At 72.2% G+C, this 21,023-nt stretch carries 18 protein-coding genes; 10 read left to right on the forward strand and 8 right to left on the reverse strand.

All coding sequences use genetic code 11. The annotated features are described in order from the left end of the window. From B1759_RS19575 to B1759_RS02480, 6 genes are all read right to left on the reverse strand, one after another. On the reverse strand, nucleotides 1-1,231 hold a 1,231-nt coding region (locus B1759_RS19575), incomplete at its 3' end, for a Vms1/Ankzf1 family peptidyl-tRNA hydrolase (RefSeq protein ID WP_158225087.1). A 149-nt stretch (nucleotides 1,232-1,380) separates the two neighbouring features. Continuing rightward, complete coding sequence (rpsA, locus tag B1759_RS02460) at nucleotides 1,381-3,867, reverse strand: 30S ribosomal protein S1 (protein ID WP_095513453.1); 2,487 nt, start codon at nucleotides 3,865-3,867, stop codon at nucleotides 1,381-1,383. 147 nt (nucleotides 3,868-4,014) lie between these two features. Beyond that, the gene (cmk, locus tag B1759_RS02465) at nucleotides 4,015-4,716 is read right to left on the reverse strand and encodes a (d)CMP kinase (RefSeq protein ID WP_095513454.1); all 702 of its coding nucleotides are present in this window, start codon (nucleotides 4,714-4,716) and stop codon (nucleotides 4,015-4,017) included. Between the two features lie 141 nt (nucleotides 4,717-4,857). Then, nucleotides 4,858-7,161, reverse strand: a complete 2,304-nt coding sequence (locus B1759_RS02470; protein WP_095513455.1) for a S9 family peptidase — start codon at nucleotides 7,159-7,161, stop codon at nucleotides 4,858-4,860. Between the two features lie 114 nt (nucleotides 7,162-7,275). Beyond that, entirely contained in the window at nucleotides 7,276-8,754 is a 1,479-nt protein-coding gene (locus B1759_RS02475; protein ID WP_095513456.1) for a HAMP domain-containing sensor histidine kinase, read from the reverse strand. Continuing rightward, the gene (locus B1759_RS02480; RefSeq protein ID WP_095513457.1) at nucleotides 8,751-9,497 is read right to left on the reverse strand and encodes a response regulator transcription factor; all 747 of its coding nucleotides are present in this window, start codon (nucleotides 9,495-9,497) and stop codon (nucleotides 8,751-8,753) included. Before B1759_RS02480 ends, B1759_RS02475 begins: the two co-directional genes overlap by 4 nt. Nucleotides 9,498-9,639: 142 nt before the next feature. Here B1759_RS02480 and B1759_RS02485 point away from each other — a divergent pair, with 142 nt between their 5' ends. Genes B1759_RS02485 through B1759_RS02495 form a run of 3 tightly spaced genes read left to right on the forward strand, consistent with a single transcriptional unit; the run spans nucleotide 9,640 to nucleotide 13,356 of the window. Next, on the forward strand, nucleotides 9,640-10,329 hold the full coding sequence (locus tag B1759_RS02485; protein ID WP_143537246.1) for a hypothetical protein: 690 nt from the start codon (nucleotides 9,640-9,642) through the stop codon (nucleotides 10,327-10,329). Between the two features lie 9 nt (nucleotides 10,330-10,338). Then, a complete protein-coding gene (locus tag B1759_RS02490) occupies nucleotides 10,339-12,093 on the forward strand; it encodes a DUF1800 domain-containing protein (RefSeq protein ID WP_095513459.1) in 1,755 nt (584 codons plus the stop codon). 18 nt (nucleotides 12,094-12,111) lie between these two features. After that, nucleotides 12,112-13,356, forward strand: coding sequence for a DUF1501 domain-containing protein (locus B1759_RS02495; RefSeq protein WP_095513460.1), 1,245 nt, complete (start codon nucleotides 12,112-12,114; stop codon nucleotides 13,354-13,356). Between the two features lie 55 nt (nucleotides 13,357-13,411). Here the strand turns inward: B1759_RS02495 and hisI are convergent, their stop codons facing one another. Beyond that, entirely contained in the window at nucleotides 13,412-13,801 is a 390-nt protein-coding gene (gene hisI / locus B1759_RS02500; protein ID WP_095513461.1) for a phosphoribosyl-AMP cyclohydrolase, read from the reverse strand. Between the two features lie 131 nt (nucleotides 13,802-13,932). On the opposite strand from hisI, the gene B1759_RS02505 reads away from it, so the two are divergent. The 7 genes from B1759_RS02505 (at nucleotide 13,933) to B1759_RS02535 (ending at nucleotide 20,219) form a co-directional block, all read left to right on the forward strand. Further along, the gene (locus tag B1759_RS02505; RefSeq protein ID WP_095513462.1) at nucleotides 13,933-14,604 is read left to right on the forward strand and encodes a hypothetical protein; all 672 of its coding nucleotides are present in this window, start codon (nucleotides 13,933-13,935) and stop codon (nucleotides 14,602-14,604) included. A 51-nt stretch (nucleotides 14,605-14,655) separates the two neighbouring features. Next, entirely contained in the window at nucleotides 14,656-16,287 is a 1,632-nt protein-coding gene (locus tag B1759_RS02510) for an Ig-like domain-containing protein (protein WP_158225088.1), read from the forward strand. After that, nucleotides 16,284-17,825 (forward strand): NAD(P)H-hydrate dehydratase, encoded by a 1,542-nt coding sequence (locus B1759_RS02515; protein ID WP_095513464.1) that lies wholly within the window; start codon nucleotides 16,284-16,286, stop codon nucleotides 17,823-17,825. The genes B1759_RS02510 and B1759_RS02515 overlap by 4 nt, the downstream gene beginning before the upstream one ends. Continuing rightward, entirely contained in the window at nucleotides 17,822-18,169 is a 348-nt protein-coding gene (locus B1759_RS02520; RefSeq protein WP_095513465.1) for a VanZ family protein, read from the forward strand. The genes B1759_RS02515 and B1759_RS02520 overlap by 4 nt, the downstream gene beginning before the upstream one ends. 40 nt (nucleotides 18,170-18,209) lie before the next feature. Further along, entirely contained in the window at nucleotides 18,210-18,923 is a 714-nt protein-coding gene (locus B1759_RS02525; protein ID WP_198948722.1) for an energy transducer TonB, read from the forward strand. A 138-nt stretch (nucleotides 18,924-19,061) separates the two neighbouring features. Then, nucleotides 19,062-19,778: an energy transducer TonB gene (locus tag B1759_RS20410; RefSeq protein ID WP_095513466.1), complete on the forward strand. Its 717-nt coding sequence runs from the start codon at nucleotides 19,062-19,064 to the stop codon at nucleotides 19,776-19,778. Nucleotides 19,779-19,847: 69 nt separating this feature from the next. Beyond that, nucleotides 19,848-20,219, forward strand: a complete 372-nt coding sequence (locus B1759_RS02535; RefSeq protein ID WP_095513467.1) for a hypothetical protein — start codon at nucleotides 19,848-19,850, stop codon at nucleotides 20,217-20,219. On the opposite strand, the gene rpiA is transcribed toward B1759_RS02535, so the two are convergent. Then, entirely contained in the window at nucleotides 20,216-20,947 is a 732-nt protein-coding gene (gene rpiA / locus B1759_RS02540; RefSeq protein ID WP_198948723.1) for a ribose-5-phosphate isomerase RpiA, read from the reverse strand. The two genes, B1759_RS02535 and rpiA, sit on opposite strands and share 4 nt — an antisense overlap. Nucleotides 20,948-21,023: the final 76 nt, after the last annotated feature.

Genomic DNA, 21,023 nt, shown 5'->3' on the forward strand with positions numbered 1-21,023 from the left:
CCGCGACCGGCTCCGCGACCGGCTCCGCGACGGCCGAGTTCCCCACCGCAGGCGGCTCGGCCTCGCGCTCGACCTGGGCCTCCCGCCGGGCTTGCGCGCGGCGTTCGCGCTCCTCGCGCTGCGCGTGGTTCTCGGACAGCGAATACCGAAGCAACGCCGCCACCCCGCCCACCCCGGCCAGCGCCTCAAAAGGGTCGGCGAAGTCCACCTCTGCGCCCGTGCGCGTGGCCTGTTCCGTGATCGCCTCCACCAGGTCGACCCGGAAGACGTCGGACGAGCCGCAGTGCTGGCACGTCTCCGGCGTGCCGTGGACGACGCGCTCGCACGCGCGGCACTTGGTCCCGTCGATCTCCACCTCGCGGTCCACCAGGATCGCCTCGGCGCGCGCCTGCTGGACCGCTTCGAGCACCGAGGTCGCCCCGAATGCGGCGAGTCCGGGCCCCATCCCCTGCTCCCGGATCGCGAGCCACAGCGCCTGCTCGGCCTCCCGCTCGCCCTGCTCGGCGAGGTCCGCCGCCACGCCCAGCGCTTCGGCGTCGGACGCGTTCCCGTCGACCGAGCGCGAGCCGACCAGCTTGTCCTTCAGATCCTGCCGGAGCGCCTCCGCCAGAGCACGCGCAGGTTCCTCGGAGCCCACCACCACCAGTCGGGCGAAGGGCCGCTCGGCGTCGAGCGTGGCGAGGTCGGCGGCCAGTTCTGTGGCGTAGGTCTCCAACTGCTTGTCCCGGCGCCGGGCGTAGCGCTTCTGACTCCAGCCGCCCTTCTTGACGCGGTTCTTGATGTCGCCCCGGACGCGCCCCTCTTCGTCCACCTCATCTGCGGAGACGAGGTAGATGCGGGCCTTCGTGTTGTCGAGGACGACCGCCGCGTAGGTCTCGTGCTCGTCCAGAAGTTCGGCGGCCGGGCGGAGGTAGGGCGCATCCCCCATCCACAGCGTCGTGCCGACCGGCTCCGGAAGCGCATACGCACGTCGCAGGTCGGCGGCCCAGGATGCGAAGACGGCCAGCGCTCCCTCCGTCGGCGCGTGGGTCTCCACCATCTCCCGGGCCATCGTGAGGCTCTCCTCGAAGTGCTCCAGTTCGGCCGGCTGGTCGGACAGCAGGGCGCGGACCCGCGTGGCCCGTGCGTCGATCACAGACGGGTCGTCGCCCGCGTCGAGGTAGATCGTCAGGAAGGCCCGCTCGGGACCGTCGAGGTCGGCCAGGGAGCGGAGGGCGGCGGCGTCGAGCATCAGCGTAGGGAGAGAGGTCCGCTCGAACGGGACAGCCGCCCTGCGGCTCCCGCAACCTCTCGCCCCAGGTCTCCCCCCAGGCGCACACAGAAAAGGGCGGCGGCCTCCGAAGAGACCGCCGCCCTGATCGTCAGTCCGAGGCGGGACGATTACTCGTCCTCGTCCTCGTACTCGTCGCCTTCGCCGTCGAGGTCCTCGTAGGCGTCCGCCACGACCTCACCGGCCGGGACCGAGAGCACGTCCGGCACCTTGACATCGTCGGTCGAGTCCACGGTGGGACCCTCCACGTCGACGGGCGTCGTGACGTTCTCCTCGGCCTTGGAGGCCTGGTTGGCCTCTGCGGCCGCCATCTGCTGGCGGAGCGCGGCGAGGCCGGACAGCTCACCGAGCGTGGCCGGGCCAGACTGGTTCGAGCCGTAGGACTCGACCTGCTTGCGCTCCTCGCGCTCCGCGTTCCGCTTCTCGCGGAACTCGGCGTCGCGCTCGGCGCGCTCCTCGGCGCGGACCTTGGCCGTCTCCGACATCACCAGCTCGCGGTCCTCGCGGTCCATCCGGATGACCTGCAGCTTCAGCTCGTCGCCGATCTGGTACGCGTCGGCCGGCCGGCCGGAGCGCAGCAGGTGCGACGCGGGCACGAACGCCTCGACATCCATCGCGAGGTCGACCACGACGCCGCCGTCGTTGATCTCGGCGACGGTGCCGTCGGCCTCCGCGCCCTCGTAGTACACCTCGGAGACCTTCTGCCACGGGTCGGTCGAGACCTGCTTGTGGCCGAGGCTGATCCGACGCTGCGCGATGTCGATGTCGATCACGATCACGTCGAGCTCCATGCCCTTCTTGACCACCTCGGACGGGTGCTTCACGCGCCGCGTCCAGGACAGGTCGGAGACGTGCACGAGGCCGTCGATGCCCTGCTCGATCTCGACGAAGGCGCCGAAGGTCGTGATGTTGCGAACCTTGCCACGGGTGACCGTGCCGACCGGGAACCGGTCGAGCAGGCCCTCCCACGGGTCGGGCTCGAGCTGCTTCATGCCGAGGCTGATCTTCTTGGTGTCCTCGTCGACCTTGAGCACCTTGACCTGGACGGTCTGGCCGAGCTGCACCTTCTGGGTGGGGTGCTTGACGTGCTCCGTCCAGGACATCTCCGAGATGTGGACCAAGCCCTCGATGCCGGGCTCGATCTCGACGAACGCGCCGTAGTCGGTGATCGAGACCACGCGGCCCTCGATTTGCATGCCCTCCACGATGCGCTCCGCGAGGTTCTCCCACGGGTGCTCCTGGAGCTGCTTGTAGCCGAGCGAGATCCGCTGGCGCTCCTTGTCGTAGTCGAGCACGACCACGTTGAGCTTCATGTCGAGCTCCAGCACCTCGCTCGGGTGGCCCACCCGGCCCCACGAGATGTCGGTGATGTGGAGCAGGCCGTCGACGCCGCCGAGATCGACGAAGGCGCCGAAGTTGACGATGTTCTTGACCTGGCCCTCGAGCACCTGGCCCACCTCGAGCGAGTCGAGGATGTGCTTGCGCTGCTCCTGGAGGTCCTTCTCGATGAGCGCCTTGTGGGAGATCACGACGTTGCCGTTGCCGGGGTTCGTCTTGACCACCTTGAACTCCATCGTCTTGCCGATGTAGACGTCGAAGTCGCGCACGGGGCGCACGTCGACCTGCGAGCCGGGGAGGAAGGCCTCCGAGCCGAGCAGGTTGACGATCATGCCGCCCTTGATGCGCTTGACGATCTCGCCCTCGATGACGGCGCCGGACTCCAGCGCGCCCTCGAAGATGTTCCACCGCAGCTTGTGGGTGGCCATCGTGTAGCTCAGCGTGAGCTGGCCGCGGCGGTCCTCCAGGCGCTCGACGTACACGTCGACCTGGTCTCCGACCTCGGGCACCTCACCGAACTCGTTCTTGGCGACGACGCCGTCGGACTTGAAGCCGATGTCGACGACGACCTCCTTGTCGGTCAGGCCGACGACGGTGCCGGTCACGATCTGGTCCGCCTCGACGGCCGAGAGGGACCCGCTGTAGAGGTCCGTCATCTCGTCCGGGGCCGCGCCCTGGTCCATGACCTGCGACGAGGCGCCGATGCCGGAGACGCCGGCGTTCTTGGCGTCGACCTCGTTGAGTTCCTCGATCGAGATCGTCCGGCCGAGGTTCTTGCCGGTGTAGCCGAGGCTCGCGGCGGAGTCCGCACCGTCGCCCGAGGGGGCGTCGTTGGACTGGACGGCATCGGCCACGGCGCCGACCGCGGCCGTTGCCGTCTCGGCGACGGCGTGCGTCGCCTCGGACACGGTCTCCGCGACCGTCTCCGCGATGTTCGATGCAGTCTCAGAGACGGCCTCTGCGGCACCCGACACGGCGCCGGTGACCGTCTCGATGACGCCCTTCGGAGCCTCGGTTTCCGTCATTCCGTCCGGCGGGGGGCCGTCTTCGCTGCCACCGTCGCCCTCAGAGGGCGTCTCGGTCTCAGGCTCCTCCTCAGAGGAGACGGGCTCGACCGGGGTGGAGTCGGACGGGGCGTCCGGCTCTGCGGGCGCAGCCGTGTCAGCGGTGGTCTCCTCCGTGGCGGGCGCCTCGGACTCGACGGCGGTCGTGGTGTCGCCCTCCTCGGGCGTCTCGGGGGTAAGCTGGGTATCAGCCATAAGATGGTGTCGGTCGTCCGCCGCCCGGATGGGCAAGAGGCATGGCAGACGCCGCGGGGGTCAAACAGGAAGAAAGCGCGCCGTGCGGTGCCTCTGTCCGGCCAGGGCCGGGGCGCACGGAGCGACGGGTGCGTCGGGGTGACGCGGTCAGGGGGCCGAGGGCGCCCGAACGCGGCGGACCGCGTCGAGGACGTGCTCGACCTGCTGGTCGATGGTGAGCGCCGTCGTGTCGAGCGTGACGGCGTCGGGGGCCGCTCGAAGCGGGGCGAGGGCGCGGCTCTCGTCGCGCAGGTCGCGCGCCGCGAGCTCGGCCCGGACCGTGTCCAACGCCTCCGAGGCGTCGGCAGGTCCGCCGTCCGCGAGATCCACCAGTCGGCGGGACGCGCGAGCGTCGAGGTCGGCCACGAGAAAGAACTTGACCTCGGCGTCGGGGAAGACGACGGTGCCGATGTCGCGCCCCTCGACTACCACGCCGCTGTCGGCGTGTGCAGTCACATACTCGCGGGCGACGTGCCGCTGGAGAGCGACCATCGCCGCCCGCACGGGCGCGAGCGCGCTGACGCGCGAGGCGTCCGAGGACGCCTCTGGGGTGCGGATCCGGTCGGTCACGTCGTCGCCGTCGAGGGCGACGCGCGTTCCGTCGGAGCCGGGTTCGAGGCGGACATCGAGGCCGGGGACGAGGTCGGTCGCCGCCGCCTCGGTCACCGGGAGGCCCTTCTCGCGAAACGCGAGCCCGACGGCCCGGTACATGGCACCGGTGTCGAGGTAGAGCCACCCGAGCCGGTCGGCGACGCGCCGGGCCGTCGTGCTTTTCCCGGACCCCGCGGGTCCGTCAATCGCGACGATCACAGTGCATGCTCAGGGGAGCCCATGAGTATAGGACCCCACCCCACCGATTTCGGTGAGCGCGCTGTGAGGAAGCGGTGAGGCCGTTCGGTAAGGTAGGGCATGGAACACAGGGGGTTGAGCCTCCGCTCGATGCCCCACGTGCTACCGATTCGCCGTCAGTTCCATGCCCGCGAGGCTCTCGGCGACGGTCTCGGTCAGGAGCGTGTACAGGTGACGGCGCGTGTTGCCCCCGTAGATGCCGTGGTTGCGACCCGGGTAGATCATCAGGTCGAACTGCTTGCCCTCGGCCTGGAGCGCGTCCACCATCGCCATCGTGTTCTGGACGTGGACGTTGTCGTCGGCGTCGCCGTGGACGATGAGCAGGTCCTGGTCGTCGGCGAGGTTGCCCGCGTAGGTCGTCGGACTGCCGAGGTCATAGCCGGCGGCGTTCTTCTGGGGCGTCGAGAGGTAGCGCTCCGTGTAGATGGTGTCGTACTGGCGCCAGCTCGTGACCGGAGCCACGGCGATGCCGAGGCGGAAGGTCTCAGGACCTTCGCCGTAGGTCATCGCGAGCAGCGACAGGTAGCCGCCGTAGCTCCAGCCCCAGATGCCCATCCGGTCGGCGTCGACGTAGTCCTGGGCGCCGAACCACTGCGCCGCGGCGATCTGGTCCTCGGCTTCGAGGATCCCGAGGCGGTTCTGGGTGAGCGTCTTGAAGGCCTTTCCGCGGCCGCCCGTGCCGCGGTTGTCGACGCCAGCGACGAGCACGCCGTAGGTCTCGGCGAGGTACTGGTGCCAGAGCCGCTCCTGCCCTGCCCAGCGGTCGTAGACCTCCTGGCTGCCGGGGCCGCCGTAGGTGTGGATGAGGAGCGGGTAGGCGCGCGTCGGGTCGAAGTCGCGGGGCGTGACGAGGTACGCATTGAGCGGCGTCCCGTCGGCCGCGGGGACGGTCATGAACTCGGGCGCCGGGAGATCATAGGCCGCCAGCCGGTCGATGAGTGCGGCGTTGTCCACCAGCACCGCCAGCTCTTCGCCGGTCGTTCGGTAGAGCGTCGTCGTGGGCGGCGTCGTGGCCGTCGAGTACGTGTCCACCATGTAGGCGAAGTCGCGACTCAGGTCGACGTTGTGCCAGCCCGCGCCGGTGGTCAGCTTGACCGGAGCGCCGCCCGCGAGCGGGACGCGGTAGAGGTGCCGCTCCATCGGGCTCTCGGCCGTCGTGGTGACGTACGCCATCCCGGCCGCCTCGTCGACGCCGTGGAAGTCGGTCACGTCCCATGCGCCCGTCGTCACCTGGCGAACGAAGTCGCCGTCGTTCTCATAGAGGTAGAGGTGGCCGTAGCCGTCGCGGTCGCTGCGCCAGACGAAGTGGTCGCCGTCGCCGAGGTAGGTGATGGTGCCGGTCGCGACGTCCGAAAACCCGGTCTCGACCTCGATGTAGGAGTCGTTCTCCTCGGTCAGGATGGTGTCCACGTCGCCCGAGGCGGGGTCGCCGTAGAGGAGATCCACGTGGTTCTGGTCGCGGTTGAGGCGCAGCATCCACACGTCGGCGGTGCCGTCTTCGAGGGCCGGCGTCCAGCCCATGCCGGCGATGTACTCGGTCTCGTCGCCTCCCTCGAACCACGTGTCGGTGTCGAAGAACGTCGTCTCGCCTGTCGCCACCTCGACCACACCGATCTGGATCTCGGCGTTCGTCTCGCCCGCCTTGGGGTAGCGGAAGCGCGTGCTCTCCGGGTAGAGCGTCGTGAAGTCGAGCATCTCGAAGTCGCGCGTGCCGGACTCGTCGAGCTGGAAGAACGCGATGTAGCGGCCGTCCGGGCTCCAGCGGAAGCCGTCGCGGAGGCCGAACTCCTCCTCATAGACCCAGTCGAAGGTGCCGTTGATGACGCCGCCCTCGGAGCCGTTGTCGGTCAGCGCCCGCTCAGTGCAGGTCGCGAGGTCCACCACGAACAGGTTGCGGTCGCGAACGAAGGCGACGTGCTCGGCGGCGGGATCGAACTTGGCGAACATCTGGAAGCCCTCTGAGCGGTCGGCGACCGGCGTGACGGTCCCGCTCTCGTTGTCGAGGACGTAGTAGTAGCCCTTCGTGTTGAGGCGCCAGACGCGCTCGGAGTCGGTGTAGAGGAGGGTTTTGGCGCCGTCCATCGAGGTGGCATAGTCCTCGATCTCGATCAGTCCCTCAGCGTCCGGCTTGACCAGCTGCGAGCCGTCGAGGATCGTCCGGCGGGTGTCGGTGGTGAGGTCCAGCTCCCGGAGGCTCGACGCACCCGATGCGTCGCCTTCGACGTAGAGCAGTCGCGCCCCGGTCTCCGCCCACCGGCCGCCCTGGAAGCTCTCGCCGTAGAACTCGGGGCTGGCGAAGAGGGTCTCGAGCGTCAACCGCTTCGGACTATCGGCAGGCTGGGCGACCGCGGCGAGCGGCGCCAGCAGAAAGGCGAGAAGGGCGAGAGGCGAGAAGCGGAGGCGCATGGACAGAGCGGTGGGGTCAGGCCGAACGACGACGGAACGCGACAAAGTACGCGGTGGGCGGGCTCGTTTCGTGCCCACTCCGCCGACCGTCGCAGCGACAGCGCGACCGGCCCGTCACCGCTCCGCCGACAGCGACAACCGGAAGGTGGTCCCCTCCCCGACCTCGCTCTGCACGGCCAGCGCGCCCCCGTGCGCTTCGGCGACGGCCCGGGCGATGGCGAGCCCGAGGCCCGTGCCCGTGCCGCGCGTCCGCGGGCCGTCGCCGCGGTAGTAGCGCTCGAAGACGTGGGGCAACGCGTCCGCCGGGATGCCCTCGCCGGTGTCGGCGACCTCCACCACGACGGCGTCGGCCGCGACGAGGGCCCCGAGGCGGACCGACCCGCCCGCCGCCGTGTGGCGCCGCGCGTTGTCGAGCAGGTTGGAGAGCGCGCGGACGAGGCGGGCGCCGTCGGCCAGGACGACGGGCAGCCCGGTCGGCACGTCGACCTCGAAGGTGATGCCCGCCGCAGCAAAGGCCCGGGCGTGCTGGCGGCCCACGTCGGCCACGAGTTCGCCGACCGGGACGGGATCGAGGCGGAGCGCCTGGTCGGGGCGATCGAGGACGGACAGCTCGAAGAGGTCGGCGACGAGCGTCGCCGCGCCCTCGGCCTGCCGCCGCGCCGCCGCGACGGCCTCTTCCACGTCCGCCGTACGGCCCTCGCCCGCGAAGCGCTCGGCCTCATCGAGCGTGACGCGCAGCGCCGCCAGCGGCGTCCGCAGGTCGTGGCCGACGTTGGCGACCAGCTCGCGGCGGAGCCGGTCGGTGTCGCGGAGCGACTGGATGGAGGCTTCCACCCGGGCGGCCATGTCATTGACCGCTCGCGCGAGGCGTCCCAGTTCGTCCGTCCCCGCCTCGGGGAGCCGGTCGGCGTAGTCGCCCTCCCCAAGACGCTCGACACGGCGCGTGACCTCGCGCACGGGCCGGAGCAGACGCGACGTGAACAGCGCCCCGAGCAGCAGCGCCAGCGCGACCGCCACGACGACCGTGATGCCGGTCGCCTGCCAGAACGTCCGCACGGTCCCGCTCCGCTCCTCGGCGACCGTCCCGGCGAGCGGGCGCACCAGCAGCGCCCCGGCCGGGAGCCCGTCGGGCGCCAGGATCGGCGCGAGCCCCCAGCCCCCGCCCGGCGCGTTCAGGTCGACCTCCACGCGCCCTGCGTCGAGGGCGTCCAACGCGTCGACCGGCACATCGGGCAACGGCGCATCGCCGAAGGTCTCCACGGGCGCTCCGGCCTCGTCGAGGAGCGACAGAGGATCCGGGAAGCGCGTCCCGAGATCCGCCCGGAGCCTGTCTCCCAGTGCCACGTCGCCGAACGGGCCGATGTCCGCCCGCGCCTCGACCTCCTCGGCGACCGCGTCGAGGCGGAGGCGGAGCGTCCCTGCGAGCAGCTCCGCGCTCCGGTCCTGTGCGAAGACGCCGCTCAGCACGACGGCCAGCAAAGCCGTCGCGACCTGGGCGCCCACCAGCACCGCGGCCACCTTCCAGAAGGCGGAGGACGACCGGCGCCCCTCGTCTGCCGACGGCCCCGACGCAGGCTCGGTGCCAGGCGTCATCCGGGGTCGGCGCTGCGGAGCCCGTTCTCCTCGCCCGCGAACTTGTAGCCCACGCCCCAGACCGTGCGGATGAACGTCGGGTTGCCTGCGTCCGCCTCGATCTTGGCGCGGAGGCGCTGGACGTGGCTGTCGATGGTCCGGTCGTAGCCCTCGTACGAGATGTCCCAGATCTGCTGGAGCAGCTGGCTGCGCGTGAACGGACGGTCCGGGTGGCGCGCGAGAAACAGCAGCAGGTCGAACTCGCGGACGGTCAGGTGGACCTCCTCGCCGTCCAGCGACACCTCCCGCCGCACCGGGTCGACGGTGAGCCCGCCCGCCACGATCGGCGCCTCGTCGTCGGCCGACGGGGCCGCCGCCATCTGCTCGCGGACGGTGCGCACGCGACGGAGGGCCGAGCGAATCCGGGCGACGACCTCCTGCAGGCTGAACGGCTTCGTGACGTAGTCGTCCGCCCCGACCTCCAGCCCGACCACCCGGTCGAGTTCGTCGGCGCGGGCGGTGAGCATGAGGATGTAGAGCAACGGGTGGTCGGCGCGAAGGCGGCGGCAGACCTCGATGCCGTCGAGGCCGGGCAGCATCACGTCCAGCACGACGAGGTCGGGGACGCTCTCGGCGACGGCGGCGAGCGCGTCGGGGCCGGTGGCGGCCATGGCGACCTCGTAGCCAGCCTCTGAGAGGCGGCGGGCGAGGGTTTGGCGGAGGTCGTCGTCGTCCTCGACGACGAGGATGGAGGCGGGAGACATGGCGGATCGGAGGGGCACCGCAAGCTAGGCGCGAGACACGCTCGCCCGGGCAGACTCGCACAGTCGGGACGGAGTCGCCACGGTTCTGTGACATGCATCCTGTAGGCGGTGCGTTCTTCAGACTCCGCCCCTCCCCCGTCCCGTGAGATCCGCTTCGCTCCTGCTCGTGCTCGCCTTCGCGTTGCCCGCTACCGCCCAGCCGTCGGCGGGCGCGGTGCTGGACGCGTGGCGCGACGGCTGGGCGCGCGCGTCCGTCGGCGTGCGCGCCGTGGACGCTCGCGAGCGCACCGAGTGGACGGTGGACGGCCCGCGCGGGCGCACCATCGTCGAGAGCGAAGGCCAAGTCCGCTTCGACGACGGCCCGACCGAGCGCAACGTCGAGCGCACGCAGGTCAACGGGCGCACCGTCGACCCGGCGCGCGGACGCGGGCAGGGCGGACGCTGGCAGCGCGCCTTCGGACCGGCCGGGCGCGAGGTCCACGCCCCCCCCGGCCTCCCCGACCAGTTCCTGTTCGACGCCCGCCCCCTCGGCATCGCGGCCGACCGTGCCGAGGGCGTGCTCGCGTGGCGCGTCGACCTCGACACGCGCACGGATCGCGCCGAAGCCTGGTTCACCCGCTCCGACTCGCCCCGGCTGCTGGCGGTCCGGGTCGAGGGACGCCGCCCCCGTGGCGGGCGCTTCGTGCGCGAGATCCGCTACGCCCGCGTCCGCGGGCTGGACGTGCCGTCCGAGTCGCGGACGACGTTCACCGTTCGGCAACGTCGCCGCCTGCGCGAGTACTTCGTGACCCTCACCGCCGTTGGTGCGTACTCCGGACACACGCTCCGCTAGCCCCACCCCATGCGCCGCGACGACCCCGCTCTCCCCTACGCCGAGGTCGGCCTCACCGACGAGGCCGCCGCCGCGCACGCGCTCAACCGGCTCGGCTATGGCCCCCGCCCCGGCGAGGCCGCCGCCGTGGCCGAGCGCGGTGTCGAGGACTGGATCGCCGAGCAGCTCGCCGCGCTCCGCCCCGACGCCGACCTCGACCGCCGCCTCGCCGGGTTCGACTACCTCGGCATGGACGCCGAGGCGGTCGCGACCACCTTCGTCCCCCCGAACTACGCGCTCCAGATCGCGGTGGCGCGCGGCGACCTGCCGAGCGGCTTCACGCCCCGCGACGCCGAGATCCGCGACCGCCTCGACGCCTGGATGGCCCGCGAGGGCTTCCGTCACATCCGCGACCTGCGGAACGACGTGGTCCAGGCCAAGCTGATCCGCGCGGTGCACGCGCAGAGTCAGCTCCGCGAGGTGCTGACGGACCTGTGGTACAACCACTTCAACGTCGACGCGCGCGGGCAGGCGATCTCCTTCGTCGCCTCGTACGAGCGCGACGCGATCCGCCCCCACGTCCTCGGGCGCTTCCGGGATCTGCTGGGAGCCACGGCCCGCCACCCGGCGATGCTCCAGTACCTCGACAACAGCAGGTCCCGAGCCCCCTCGGGCACAACGACCACCTTCGGCCGCGCGCCGGGGCAGGGCGGGCTGAACGAGAACTACGGCCGCGAGCTGCTCGAACTCCACACCCTCGGCGTCGACGGCGGGTACTCGCAGGCCGACGTGCTGGCGGCGGCGCGCGCCTTCACCGGGTGGACCGTCACGCCCGTCCGCGGTCGAGAGGACGCCATCGAGCGCCAGCTCCAGAACCTGGAGCGGCTGGAGCGCCGGGGCGAAACCGGGATCGTCCGCGAGGGCCTGTTCCTCTTCCGCCCCAACTGGCACGACGCCGAGCCGAAGACGCTCCTCGGGCAGACGCTGCCCGGCGGGCGCGGCATCGAGGACGGCGAGGACGTGCTCGACCTGTTGGCCGCCCACCCCGCCACCGCCCGCCACATCGCCCGCACGCTCGCGATCCGCTTCGTGGACGACAACCCGGCGGACGCGCTCGTCGACCGCCTGGCGGACGTGTACCGCCGTACCGACGGCAACCTCGGGGCGGTGATGGCCTCGCTCGTCCGAGACGAGGCGTTCTGGGCCTCGGCGACCTCGGGACCGGAAGGGGCGCCCTCGAAGGTCAAGACCCCCTTCGAGTACGTCGCCAGCGCAGCCCGTGCCACGGCAGCCCCGATCACCGAGATCCGCGGCATCGCGCGGGCGCTCCGCAACATGGGCGAGCCCGTCTTCCACGCCGAGCCGCCGACCGGCTTCCCGGACCACGCCGAGGCGTGGGTCAACGCGGGCCTGCTGCTGACGCGGATGAACCTCGGCCTGCGCCTCGCCTCGGGCCGCCTCCGCGGCGCCCAGCCCGACCTCGACGCCCTCACCGGCGGACGCCAACCCGAGTCCGTCGACGCCGCACTCGACACCTACATCCGCACCCTGCTGCCCGGCCGCGACCCCGCGCCGACAGTCGAGCTGCTCCAGCCCATCGTCCGCGAGCCCGCCTTCGCCCGCCGGGTCGCCGAGGCGGCCGGGGAGGCCGAGGCCCGCACCCCGATGGCTCTCGACGACGACGGCGTCTTCGAGGCCGACGAGCCGGTGCCCTTCGACGCCGACGACACGGCGGCCTTCGTGGTCGGCGTCGTGCTCGGCTCGCCTTCCTTCCAGCGTCAGTAGCCCTCCGGGGTGCCCACCATGACTCGTCGCGCATTTGTCTCCTCCAGCGGGCTCGCCCTCCTCGCCACCGGCGTCGGCGGCGTGCCCACGTTCCTGGCCAAGGCCGCGCAGGCCACGCCGAAAGGCCCGTTCCAGCGGCGCAAGGTGCTGGTCACCATCTTCCAGCGCGGTGCCATGGACGGCCTCGCGGCGGTCCAGCCGCTCTCGGACCCGCTCCTCTCCCGCCTCCGCCCGACGCTCGCCCTCGACCCGCGCCGGCAGTTGGTCGACCTCGACGGGCGCTACGGCCTCCACCCGTCGCTCTCGCCGCTGGCCCGCTACTTCACCGAGGGGCGCCTCGGCATCGTCCACGGCGCAGGCTCGCCGGTGGCGACGCGGTCGCACTTCGACGCGCAGGACTTCATGGAGACCGGCCAGCCGGGCGACAAGCGGGCCTCGACGGGCTGGCTGAACCGCGCCACCGGTCTCCTCGGCCACGAGCCCGAGACGCCGTTCCAGGCCGTCGCCCTGACGCCCGCGCTGCCGCTCTCGCTCCAGGGGCCCGTGCCGACGCTCGCCGTCTCCAACCTGGAGGAGTTCGGCGTCATCGGTCCCGGCGGGATGCGAGGTGGCGCAGCGGGCGCGAGCCTGGAGGCGCTCTACGCGCAGACGGCGGGTGACCTGCTCAGCAACACCGGCCGCGAGGGCCTGGACGCGGCGCGCCTGCTCGAGTCCGCCCGGCTGGATCGCTACACGCCCGAGAACGGCGCCACCTACCCGCGCTCCGACCTCGCCGAGAGCCTTCGCCAGATCGCCCAGCTCATCAAGGCGGACGTCGGCCTGGAGGTCGCCTTCGCGGAGGCGGGCGGCTGGGACACCCACGCGCGCCAGGGCGGCGAGACGGGCTCGTTCGCGCGGCGCGGCGAGGACCTCGCCCAGTCCATCGCGGCGTTCTGGACCGACATCGAGCGCTTCCACGACGACGTGACGGTGCTCACGATGACCGAGTTCGGGCGGACGGTCGCCGAGAACGGCACCGGCGGCACCGACCACGGGCGCGCGTCGGCCATGTTCGTGCTCGGCAACGACGTGCGCGGCGGCGAGGTCCACGGCCAGCCGCTCGTCCTCGACCCGGACGCGCTGGAGGACGGCCGCGACCTCCCGGTCACGACCGACTTCCGGTCCATCTTCGCCAGCGTCGCGGGCGGCCACCTCGGCATCCCGACGGGCACGGAGCTCTTCCCCGGCTGGACGGGGCGGCCGCTGGACCTGATCCGAGGGTAGCGGCTCCGCGGGCCGCGCTGTGCCCGCCTCGGTGCCGAGGCGGGCGTGGCGGCCCCTACTTGTAGACCGAGCCGGCGTCGAACACCGGCGTGCCGACGGTCTCCAGCGCCCCGTCCTCGACACGGCGGTAGAAGCAGCTCCGGTGCCCCGTGTGGCAGGCCGCGTCGCCCACCTGCTCGATCCGGAACAGGATCGCGTCCCCGTCGCAGTCGATGAACGCCGACTTGACGTGCTGGACGTTGCCGCTGGTCTCGCCCTTCACCCAGACCTTCTGGCGCGAGCGGCTCCAGTACGTCATGATGCCCGTCTCGAGCGTCTGCGCGAGCGTCTCGCGGTTCATGTAGGCGAGCATCAGGACATCGCCGGTGGCGTCGTCCTGGGCGATGGCGGCGACGAGGCCGTCGGCGTTGAACGTGGCGGCGTCGAGGAGGGGCTGGAGATCCATCGGAGGGAGGTATGAAGGGTGGAGTGGACGCAAGGTGACGCCCCGATGTCCCTTCTGGAATGGAAAACGCCGGGAAGTCGGGACCCAGCGGCCCGCGTGGAGTAGGCTCCCACCGTCGTCCCTCTCCGTCTATGCGTCTGTTTCCTCTTCTCCTCGCGCTCCCCGTCCTGCTGCTCGCCTGCGAGCCCGACGCCTCGCCATCGGAGGCCCCCGCCGAGGCGGAGGTGCCAGCGTTCCGCGGGGACCTGACGTCCGTCGACGATGGCGCGGAGACCGAGGGCTTCGCCAGTCTCCGCGACTCGCTCCGGGCCGTCGTCGCCCGACGCGACACGGCGGCACTGCTGGCCCTCGTCGCCCCGGATGCGCGCCTGTCGTTCGGCGACACCCCCGGCGGACCGGACGGCTTCCGAGCCCTCTGGTTCGAGGGTGCCCCCGATGAGCCGATCTGGGACCTCCTCCCCCGCCTTCTCGACGGTGGCAGCGTCGAGGAGGACGGCGCGGTGATCGTGCCCGCCATCGCGACGCTGTGGCCGGAGAGCCTCGACCCGTTCGCCAACGTCGCCATCCCCGGCGACGACGTGACGGCGTTCGATGCCCCCGACGGGACGCCGCTGGCGACGCTGAGCCGCACCACCCTGCCCACCTCGGGCCCGGCCACGGACGGCTGGCGCCCCGTGACGCTCCCCGACGGACGCGCGGCGGTCGTCCCCGAACCGGCCGTGCTGAGCCCCGTCGGCTACCGCGCCACGTTCTGGGACGACGGCGACGGCTGGCACCTGCGCTCCTTCCTCACGGGAGACTAGGTGGATCGCCTGTCAGGGAACCTCTCCCGCCCCGCGTCGATCCGCGACGGCGTGCGCCTCCTTCTCCCCCTGCTCCTACTCGGCCTCGGCGCCTGCGCCACGCCCGTCGCCCCCACCGGCGGCCCGGCCGACACGACGCCCCCGTCGCTCGTCTCGACCGATCCGGCGGACGGGTCGACCAACGTCACCGAGCGCACGATCCGGCTGACGTTCTCGGAGCGCCTCGCCGCCACCGCCGCGAACGCCGTCACGGTGACGCCCGCCTCCGACACGCCGCCGGAGGTGCGTGTCCGCGGACGCGAGGTAGACGTGACCCTGCCGTCGCTCCGCGACTCGACGACCTACGTCATCACCGTCGGTACGGCGCTGGCCGATCAGCGAAGCGTGGCCCTGCGCGCTCCCATCACGGTCGCCTTCGCGACGGGGGATGCCATCGACCGCGGACAGATCGTGGGACTCGTCCGCGAGCCCGAGCGGGGCGCCAGCGCAGGCGGCTTCGCTGTGTGGGCATATGCCCTCCCCGACACGCTCGCGCCTCCCGACCCGCGGACGGTCACGCCCGACTACCGCACGGAGACCGGCACCGACGGCGCGTTCCGCCTGGAATACCTGCGGCCGGGCCGCTACGCCGTCGCCGCGGTGCAGGACCGAAACCGCAACGGCCGGGCCGACGCGGGCGAGCGGTTCGCCGCCTCCCCGACGCCCTTCCTCGTCGCCTCAGCCGATTCGTCCGCCCCCCCGACGCCCGCGACGTTCTGGACGACGGTCCTCGACACGATCCCGCCCGTCGCCCAGCGCCTCCGCCCGATCTCCGACCGGCGACTGGCCCTCCGGTTTTCCGAGCCCGTCCAGCTCCGCGACGCGGCGGCCTTTTCCGACGCCATGGTCGTGACCGACTCCACCTCGGGTGCGGAGCGAGCCGTCTCGTGGTACCAGCCTGCCGGGTCGGCCTTCGAGGTCGTCGCCGAGGCGGACGCGGCGCTGCCGGAAGCCCGGCTGGTCGTCACCTACACGCCGCCCGAGACTCCGGCCCTCGCCGACTCCGCAGGTCTCGGCCCCGAGGCCTTCCGCCTGAGCACCACGCCTCCGGCCCGCGCGGACACGGTCGCCGCGCGTGTCGATGCCTTCCTTCCCGTCTCCTCGGACTCGCTGACGAGCCTCCGCCCTGGCCAGCGCCCCGGCGTCCGGTTCACGTCGCCCCCCGGTGCCCGGCTCGACGGCGTCCGCCTCCTCGCCGGGGGCACGCCGCTACCGGTCGGCTTCGAGAGCACGGACGGCGTCACGTTTCGGCCCGACTCCACGACCGCGCTGCCGGCGGCATTCACCCTGTCTGTCGAGGTCGGGCCCGACTCCGTCCGCACGCGGGGCTACCGGGTCCCGGACGCGCGCGACCTCGGCGCCATCCTGGGCCAGGTCACCGCAGACGCGCCCGTCATGGTCGAGGTCCGCCCCGAGAGTGGCGCCCCCCTCCTCGTGCGGGCCGACGCAGACGGCAGCTTCCTCGCCGACGGTCTCCTGCCCGGCCCCTACACGCTCCGCATCTGGGCCGACCGCGACGGCGACGCCCGGTGGACGGGCGGGCGCCTCGCCCCCTACCGCGCCGCCGAGCCTCTCTACTTCTCGCCCCAGCCCGTGCAGGTCCGCGCACGCTGGGAGACAGAGATCGACCCGGTGACGCTATGACCGAGCCCATCCTCGGTGCTGGTGGCATGAAGGCGGCGGACGCGGCCACCATCGAGACGTGGGGCGTCCCGGGGCGCGTGCTGATGGAGACCGCGGGCCGCGCGGCGGCCCGCGAGATCGCGGCCCGCTACCCGGTCGCCGACCGCGACCTCCAGGTGCTTGTGGGCACTGGCAACAACGGCGGCGATGGGCTCGTGGTGGCGCGCGTGCTGGCGGGCCACGGCGCCCTTGTCCGCGTGCTCGTTCTCCCCGGCGAGGGGACACCGGACCGCGCGGCGAACCTCGCGCTCCTCCGGCGTCTCGCCGACGCGACGAGCGGAATCGAGGTCGTCCCTTTCGAAGACGTGCACCAGGCCGCCAACGCCCCGGCCGATCTGGTCGTGGACGCCCTGCTTGGCATCGGCATCACCGGCGACCTACGCAAGCCCACGCGGTCGCTGTGCGCCTGGATGAACCGGAGCGCCGTGTCGGTCGTCGCGCTCGATGTCCCCTCCGGCCTCGATGCCACGACGGGCCGCGCCGCACCCGACACTGTGGACGCCACCCTGACGGTCGCCTTCGGAGGGGTCAAGGCAGGCCTGCTGCTCGGCGACGGGCCGACGCACGCGGGCGAGGTCGTGACGGTGGAGATCGGCATCCCGGATGCGCTGCTGCGTGAGCACGCGACGGCGTTCCGTATCCCGCCGGGAGCCATCGGGCGGATGCTGCCGCGCCGCAGCGCAGACGCCCACAAGTACACCGCAGGGCAGGTGCTCGCCGTCGTCGGGAGCCGGGCGTTCAGCGGCGCCGCCGTGCTCTCGACCGCTGCCGCCTACCGGGTCGGCGCCGGGGCCGTCGTGGCGACCGTCCCCACCTCGGCGGCGGCGGCGGTGGACCTGCGCAACGCCGAGGTCATGGTGGACGCCCAGCCGGAGACCGAGGCGGGCACCCTGGCGGCGTCCGCCCGCGACGCGATCCTGGCGCGGGCCGACCGTGCCGACGCCGTGCTCGTCGGGTGCGGGCTGGGGCGAGATCCCGAGACGACAGATCTCGTCCGCTCTCTCGTCGCCACGGTGGCTGCGCCCCTCGTCCTCGACGCCGATGGGCTGTCGGCCTTCGCCGGAGATGCCGACCGACTCCGCCAGCGCACGCGGCCGCTCGTGCTGACGCCCCACCTGGGGGAACTGCGGCGCCTCGTCGGGGACGACACATTCGATCCGGAGGATCGCATCGAAACCTGCCGGAGGCTTGCGTCACAGTGGGATGCGACCCTCGTGCTCAAAGGGATGCCGAGCGTGATCGGCCTGCCCGACGGCCGCGTGCTCGTCGGCCCGCCGGGCGAACCGGCCCTCGCCACGGCCGGGACCGGCGACACGCTCGCGGGATCCATCGTCGGACTGCTCGCCCAGGGTCTCTCCCCGGCCGAAGCCGCGCTCTGCGCCCTCCACCTCGGGGCCACGGCCGCCCGCCTCTGGGCCGCCGACCACGGCGCGGCCGGGCTCGTCGCCTCCGACCTGATCGCTCGGCTTCCCGCCGCTGCCCACGCCCTCCGATCGTGACCCGATTCCTCGCCGTCGCCTGGACGCTGGGCATCCTGCTGGCCTGCCTGATCCCCGGATCGCAGATCACCCCACCTTCCTTCCTGCCGTTCTCCATCGACAAGTGGGTGCACCTGGTGATGTTCGTGGGGTTCGGGGCGCTCTGGACCACCGTCCGTCCCGACCGGGCGTGGACCGTCTTCTGGGTGGGAGCGGCCTACGGGGTCGCCATCGAGATCCTGCAAGGCCTCCTTCCCATCGGGCGGTCGCCGGACATCCTGGACGCGCTGGCCGACGGGGTCGGCCTCGGGCTGGGCATCGGACTGGCCGTGCTTCTGACGCGCAAGGTGTCGAGCAACGATTAAGGACAGGGCGTGTCTGGATGGGACACGTTTCCCCTGTCCCATGTCCGTCCAGAAAACCCCGGAGGCCGATGTCCGGCGCCGCCGCCCGCTCTACGCCGAGGTGGGGATGATCGTCGCGCTGGTCGCCGTCATCGCCGCGTTCACCGTCCCGACGCCCCCCGCCGAGCCAGCCTCGTTCGCCGAGGGCCCTGACGATGTGTTAGAGCCGCTGTTCGCGGACCCGACGATCCAGACCACGCCCCCGCCACCTCCACCTCCTGCCCCGCCGCCGCCCGTCGAGGTCGCCAACGACATCGAGGTGGAAGACCTCATTCGCGACCTCGACCTGTCGTCGGATGAGGTGCCGCAGATTTCAGCGACGCCCCCGGCGGATCCGCCCGTCATCGCGCCTCCGGTCGTCGCGGACCCGCCGCCCGTCCCCCCGACGCCGCCGGTGGTGGAGCCGGTCGAGGACCCCATTTTCACGGTGGTGGAGGTCAACCCGGAGCTCATCGGCGGCCTCGCCGGACTGCAGAGCCGGGTGATCTATCCCGAGATGGCGCAGCGCGTCGGCATCGAGGGTCAGGTCGTGGTCCAGTTCGTCGTCGACGAGCGTGGCAACGTCGTGGACCCGGTGGTGCTGCGCTCGCCCAGCGAGCTCCTCTCCGAGGCCGCGCTGACGGCCGTTCGCGAGAGTCAGTTCACGCCGGGCCAGCAGCGCGGTCGCCCCGTCAAGGTGCGATTCGCCGTCCCGGTGACGTTTCGCCTGCGCTGACGCCCGAGCAACTTCTGCGCGAGGCCTGTGTCTGTAGACCGGACGCTCGCCGATTTCCGCACAGGACTCGCGCCGACGCCCCCGACGGGCCTACCTTCCCCCCGAGGCCTGACCCGGCCGCCCTCTCTCCCTTCCGACATGGCCCTCTACAAGACGCCCAAAGCCGACCTCAAGCGGAAATACCCGCTCTTCCTGCAGTTGGGGCTGCTCGCCTCGCTCGCCCTCATGGTCGCCGCGTTCACCGTCCCGTACTCGGGCGGTAGCGAGGTGGTGGTGATGGACGACGCGCAGGAGATCATTGAGCTCGAGGACATCGAGCAGACGCAGCAGATCCAGCCGCCTCCCCCTCCGCCGCCCGCGCCGCCTCCGCCGCAGGAGGTCCCGGACGACATCGAGATCGAGGAGGAGGTCATCGAGGAGATCGACCTCGACCTGACCGACACCCCGCCGCCGCCGCCGGCCCCGCCCGCCCCGCCGGCCGCTCCGCCGCCGCCGCCGGACGCCCCGCCGCCGCCCCCGCCGCCGCCGCCGCCGGAGCCCGAACCGACGGAGCCCGAGATCTTCGAGGTCGCGGAGGTCCAGCCGGAGCTCATCGGTGGCCTGCCCGGCCTGCAGAGCCGTGTCGAGTACCCCGAGTTCGCGCGTCGCGCGGGCATCGAGGGTCAGGTCGTGGTCCAGTTCGTCGTCGACGAGCGTGGCAACGTCGTGGACCCGGTGGTGCTGCGCTCGCCCAACGAGCTCCTCTCCGAGGCCGCGCTGACGGCCGTCCGCGAGAGCCGGTTCACGCCGGGCCAGCAGCGCGGTCGCCCCGTCAAGGTCCGCTTCGCCGTCCCGGTGACGTTCCGCCTGCGCTAGACCGAGTCTCGGTCCCCGCTTCCACCGCCCCGCTGGTTCCGACCGGCGGGGCGGTTTTCGTTATCTGCCATGCCCATCGACCTGTCCGGGGCGCCCCCGCCTGCGTTCGAGAGCGCGTCCGAGTCGGACCTTCGGACGCTCAAAACGCTCACGCTCCGGCTTGCGGTGTCTGCCCAGGCATGGGCGCTGAAGCCTGCCGCGGTTGGCGGTGGCGGCCCGTCCTTCGAGGGGCTCACCCTCCGCGCGCTCACCGACGGGCTCGGCGAGGACGACCGCGCCGAGGTCCCCTACGCCTCGGAGACGACGCATTCCATCGCGCTCGCTCTGGAGGCCGAAGCGGCGGTGCCCACCGCCACCAGCAGCCGGTTTCGTCACACCGTCCGCGCCACCGTGTCGGGCGTCGGTCCGCGCGACATCGACCTGCGGGTGGTCTGGCGCTAGCGCTCGCGCGGCTGCACAGTGTGGCGGACGCTCCCGTCGGGATCGCCGACCAGGACGTCGGTCGCCACGTTTACGAACAGGCCGTGGCCGAGCACGCCCGGAATGCCGTCGATGGCTGCGCCGAGCGCGCCGGGATCGCGGATGCCCTCAAACCGGGCATCGAGGATCCAGAGGCCCTGATCGGTGACCACCGGCCCGTCTTTTCGCTGGCCCATGCGCAGGTCGGGCTCGGCGCCGAGCCCGCGAAGCGCGCGCGCGACGGCGGGCTCCGCGAACGGCAGCACCTCGACGGGGACGGGCATCGTGGTCCCGAGGCGGGCGACCTCCTTGGAGGTGTCCACCAGGACCACGAAGCGGGCGGCGAGGGCGGCCACCACCTTCTCGCGGACGTGCGCCGCGCCCCGCCCCTTGATGAGGTCGAGGTCCGGGCTCACCTCATCGGCACCGTCGAAGGCGAGGTCCAGGGGCGCCTGCGCCGTCGGGAGTGCGGCCATCCCCAGGTCGTCCAGCGTGATGAGCGGGACGCCGGACGCCCGCGCCAGCCGCTCAGCCGCAAATGAGGTCGGCACGCCGACGACACGCAGTCCCTCCGCCTCGATGCGGCGGCCGAGGGCCTCGATGGCGAACGCCGTCGTGGAGCCCGTCCCCAGGCCGAGACGCATGCCGTCTTCGACGAGAGCGGCGGCGGCGTGGCCGACCGCGCGTTTGGCATCTTCAGAAGTGGACATGGCGGAACGCACAGGATGAGGAGACGGAGCCGCAAGCTAGCGGGTGCCGAGACTCGAATCCTCTGTTCTCTGCCCG

It is taken from the genome of Rubrivirga sp. SAORIC476 (assembly GCF_002283555.1).
Lineage (GTDB): Bacteria > Bacteroidota > Rhodothermia > Rhodothermales > Rubricoccaceae > Rubrivirga.

What these genes read in the sequence shown, in the direction of transcription:
- hisI (WP_095513461.1), bottom strand. Translation starts at nt 13,801, where the DNA reads ATGGATCTCCAGCCCCTCCTCGACGCCGCCACGTTCAACGCCGACGGC.
- B1759_RS02470 (WP_095513455.1), bottom strand. Translation starts at nt 7,161, where the DNA reads ATGCGCCTCCGCTTCTCGCCTCTCGCCCTTCTCGCCTTTCTGCTGGCG.
- B1759_RS02490 (WP_095513459.1), top strand. Translation starts at nt 10,339, where the DNA reads ATGCGCCGCGACGACCCCGCTCTCCCCTACGCCGAGGTCGGCCTCACC.
- B1759_RS02535 (WP_095513467.1), top strand. Translation starts at nt 19,848, where the DNA reads ATGCCCATCGACCTGTCCGGGGCGCCCCCGCCTGCGTTCGAGAGCGCG.
- rpiA (WP_198948723.1), bottom strand. Translation starts at nt 20,947, where the DNA reads ATGTCCACTTCTGAAGATGCCAAACGCGCGGTCGGCCACGCCGCCGCC.
- B1759_RS20410 (WP_095513466.1), top strand. Translation starts at nt 19,062, where the DNA reads ATGGCCCTCTACAAGACGCCCAAAGCCGACCTCAAGCGGAAATACCCG.
- rpsA (WP_095513453.1), bottom strand. Translation starts at nt 3,867, where the DNA reads ATGGCTGATACCCAGCTTACCCCCGAGACGCCCGAGGAGGGCGACACC.
- B1759_RS02495 (WP_095513460.1), top strand. Translation starts at nt 12,112, where the DNA reads ATGACTCGTCGCGCATTTGTCTCCTCCAGCGGGCTCGCCCTCCTCGCC.
- B1759_RS02515 (WP_095513464.1), top strand. Translation starts at nt 16,284, where the DNA reads ATGACCGAGCCCATCCTCGGTGCTGGTGGCATGAAGGCGGCGGACGCG.
- B1759_RS02525 (WP_198948722.1), top strand. Translation starts at nt 18,210, where the DNA reads ATGTCCGTCCAGAAAACCCCGGAGGCCGATGTCCGGCGCCGCCGCCCG.
- B1759_RS02480 (WP_095513457.1), bottom strand. Translation starts at nt 9,497, where the DNA reads ATGTCTCCCGCCTCCATCCTCGTCGTCGAGGACGACGACGACCTCCGC.
- B1759_RS02505 (WP_095513462.1), top strand. Translation starts at nt 13,933, where the DNA reads ATGCGTCTGTTTCCTCTTCTCCTCGCGCTCCCCGTCCTGCTGCTCGCC.
- B1759_RS02475 (WP_095513456.1), bottom strand. Translation starts at nt 8,754, where the DNA reads ATGACGCCTGGCACCGAGCCTGCGTCGGGGCCGTCGGCAGACGAGGGG.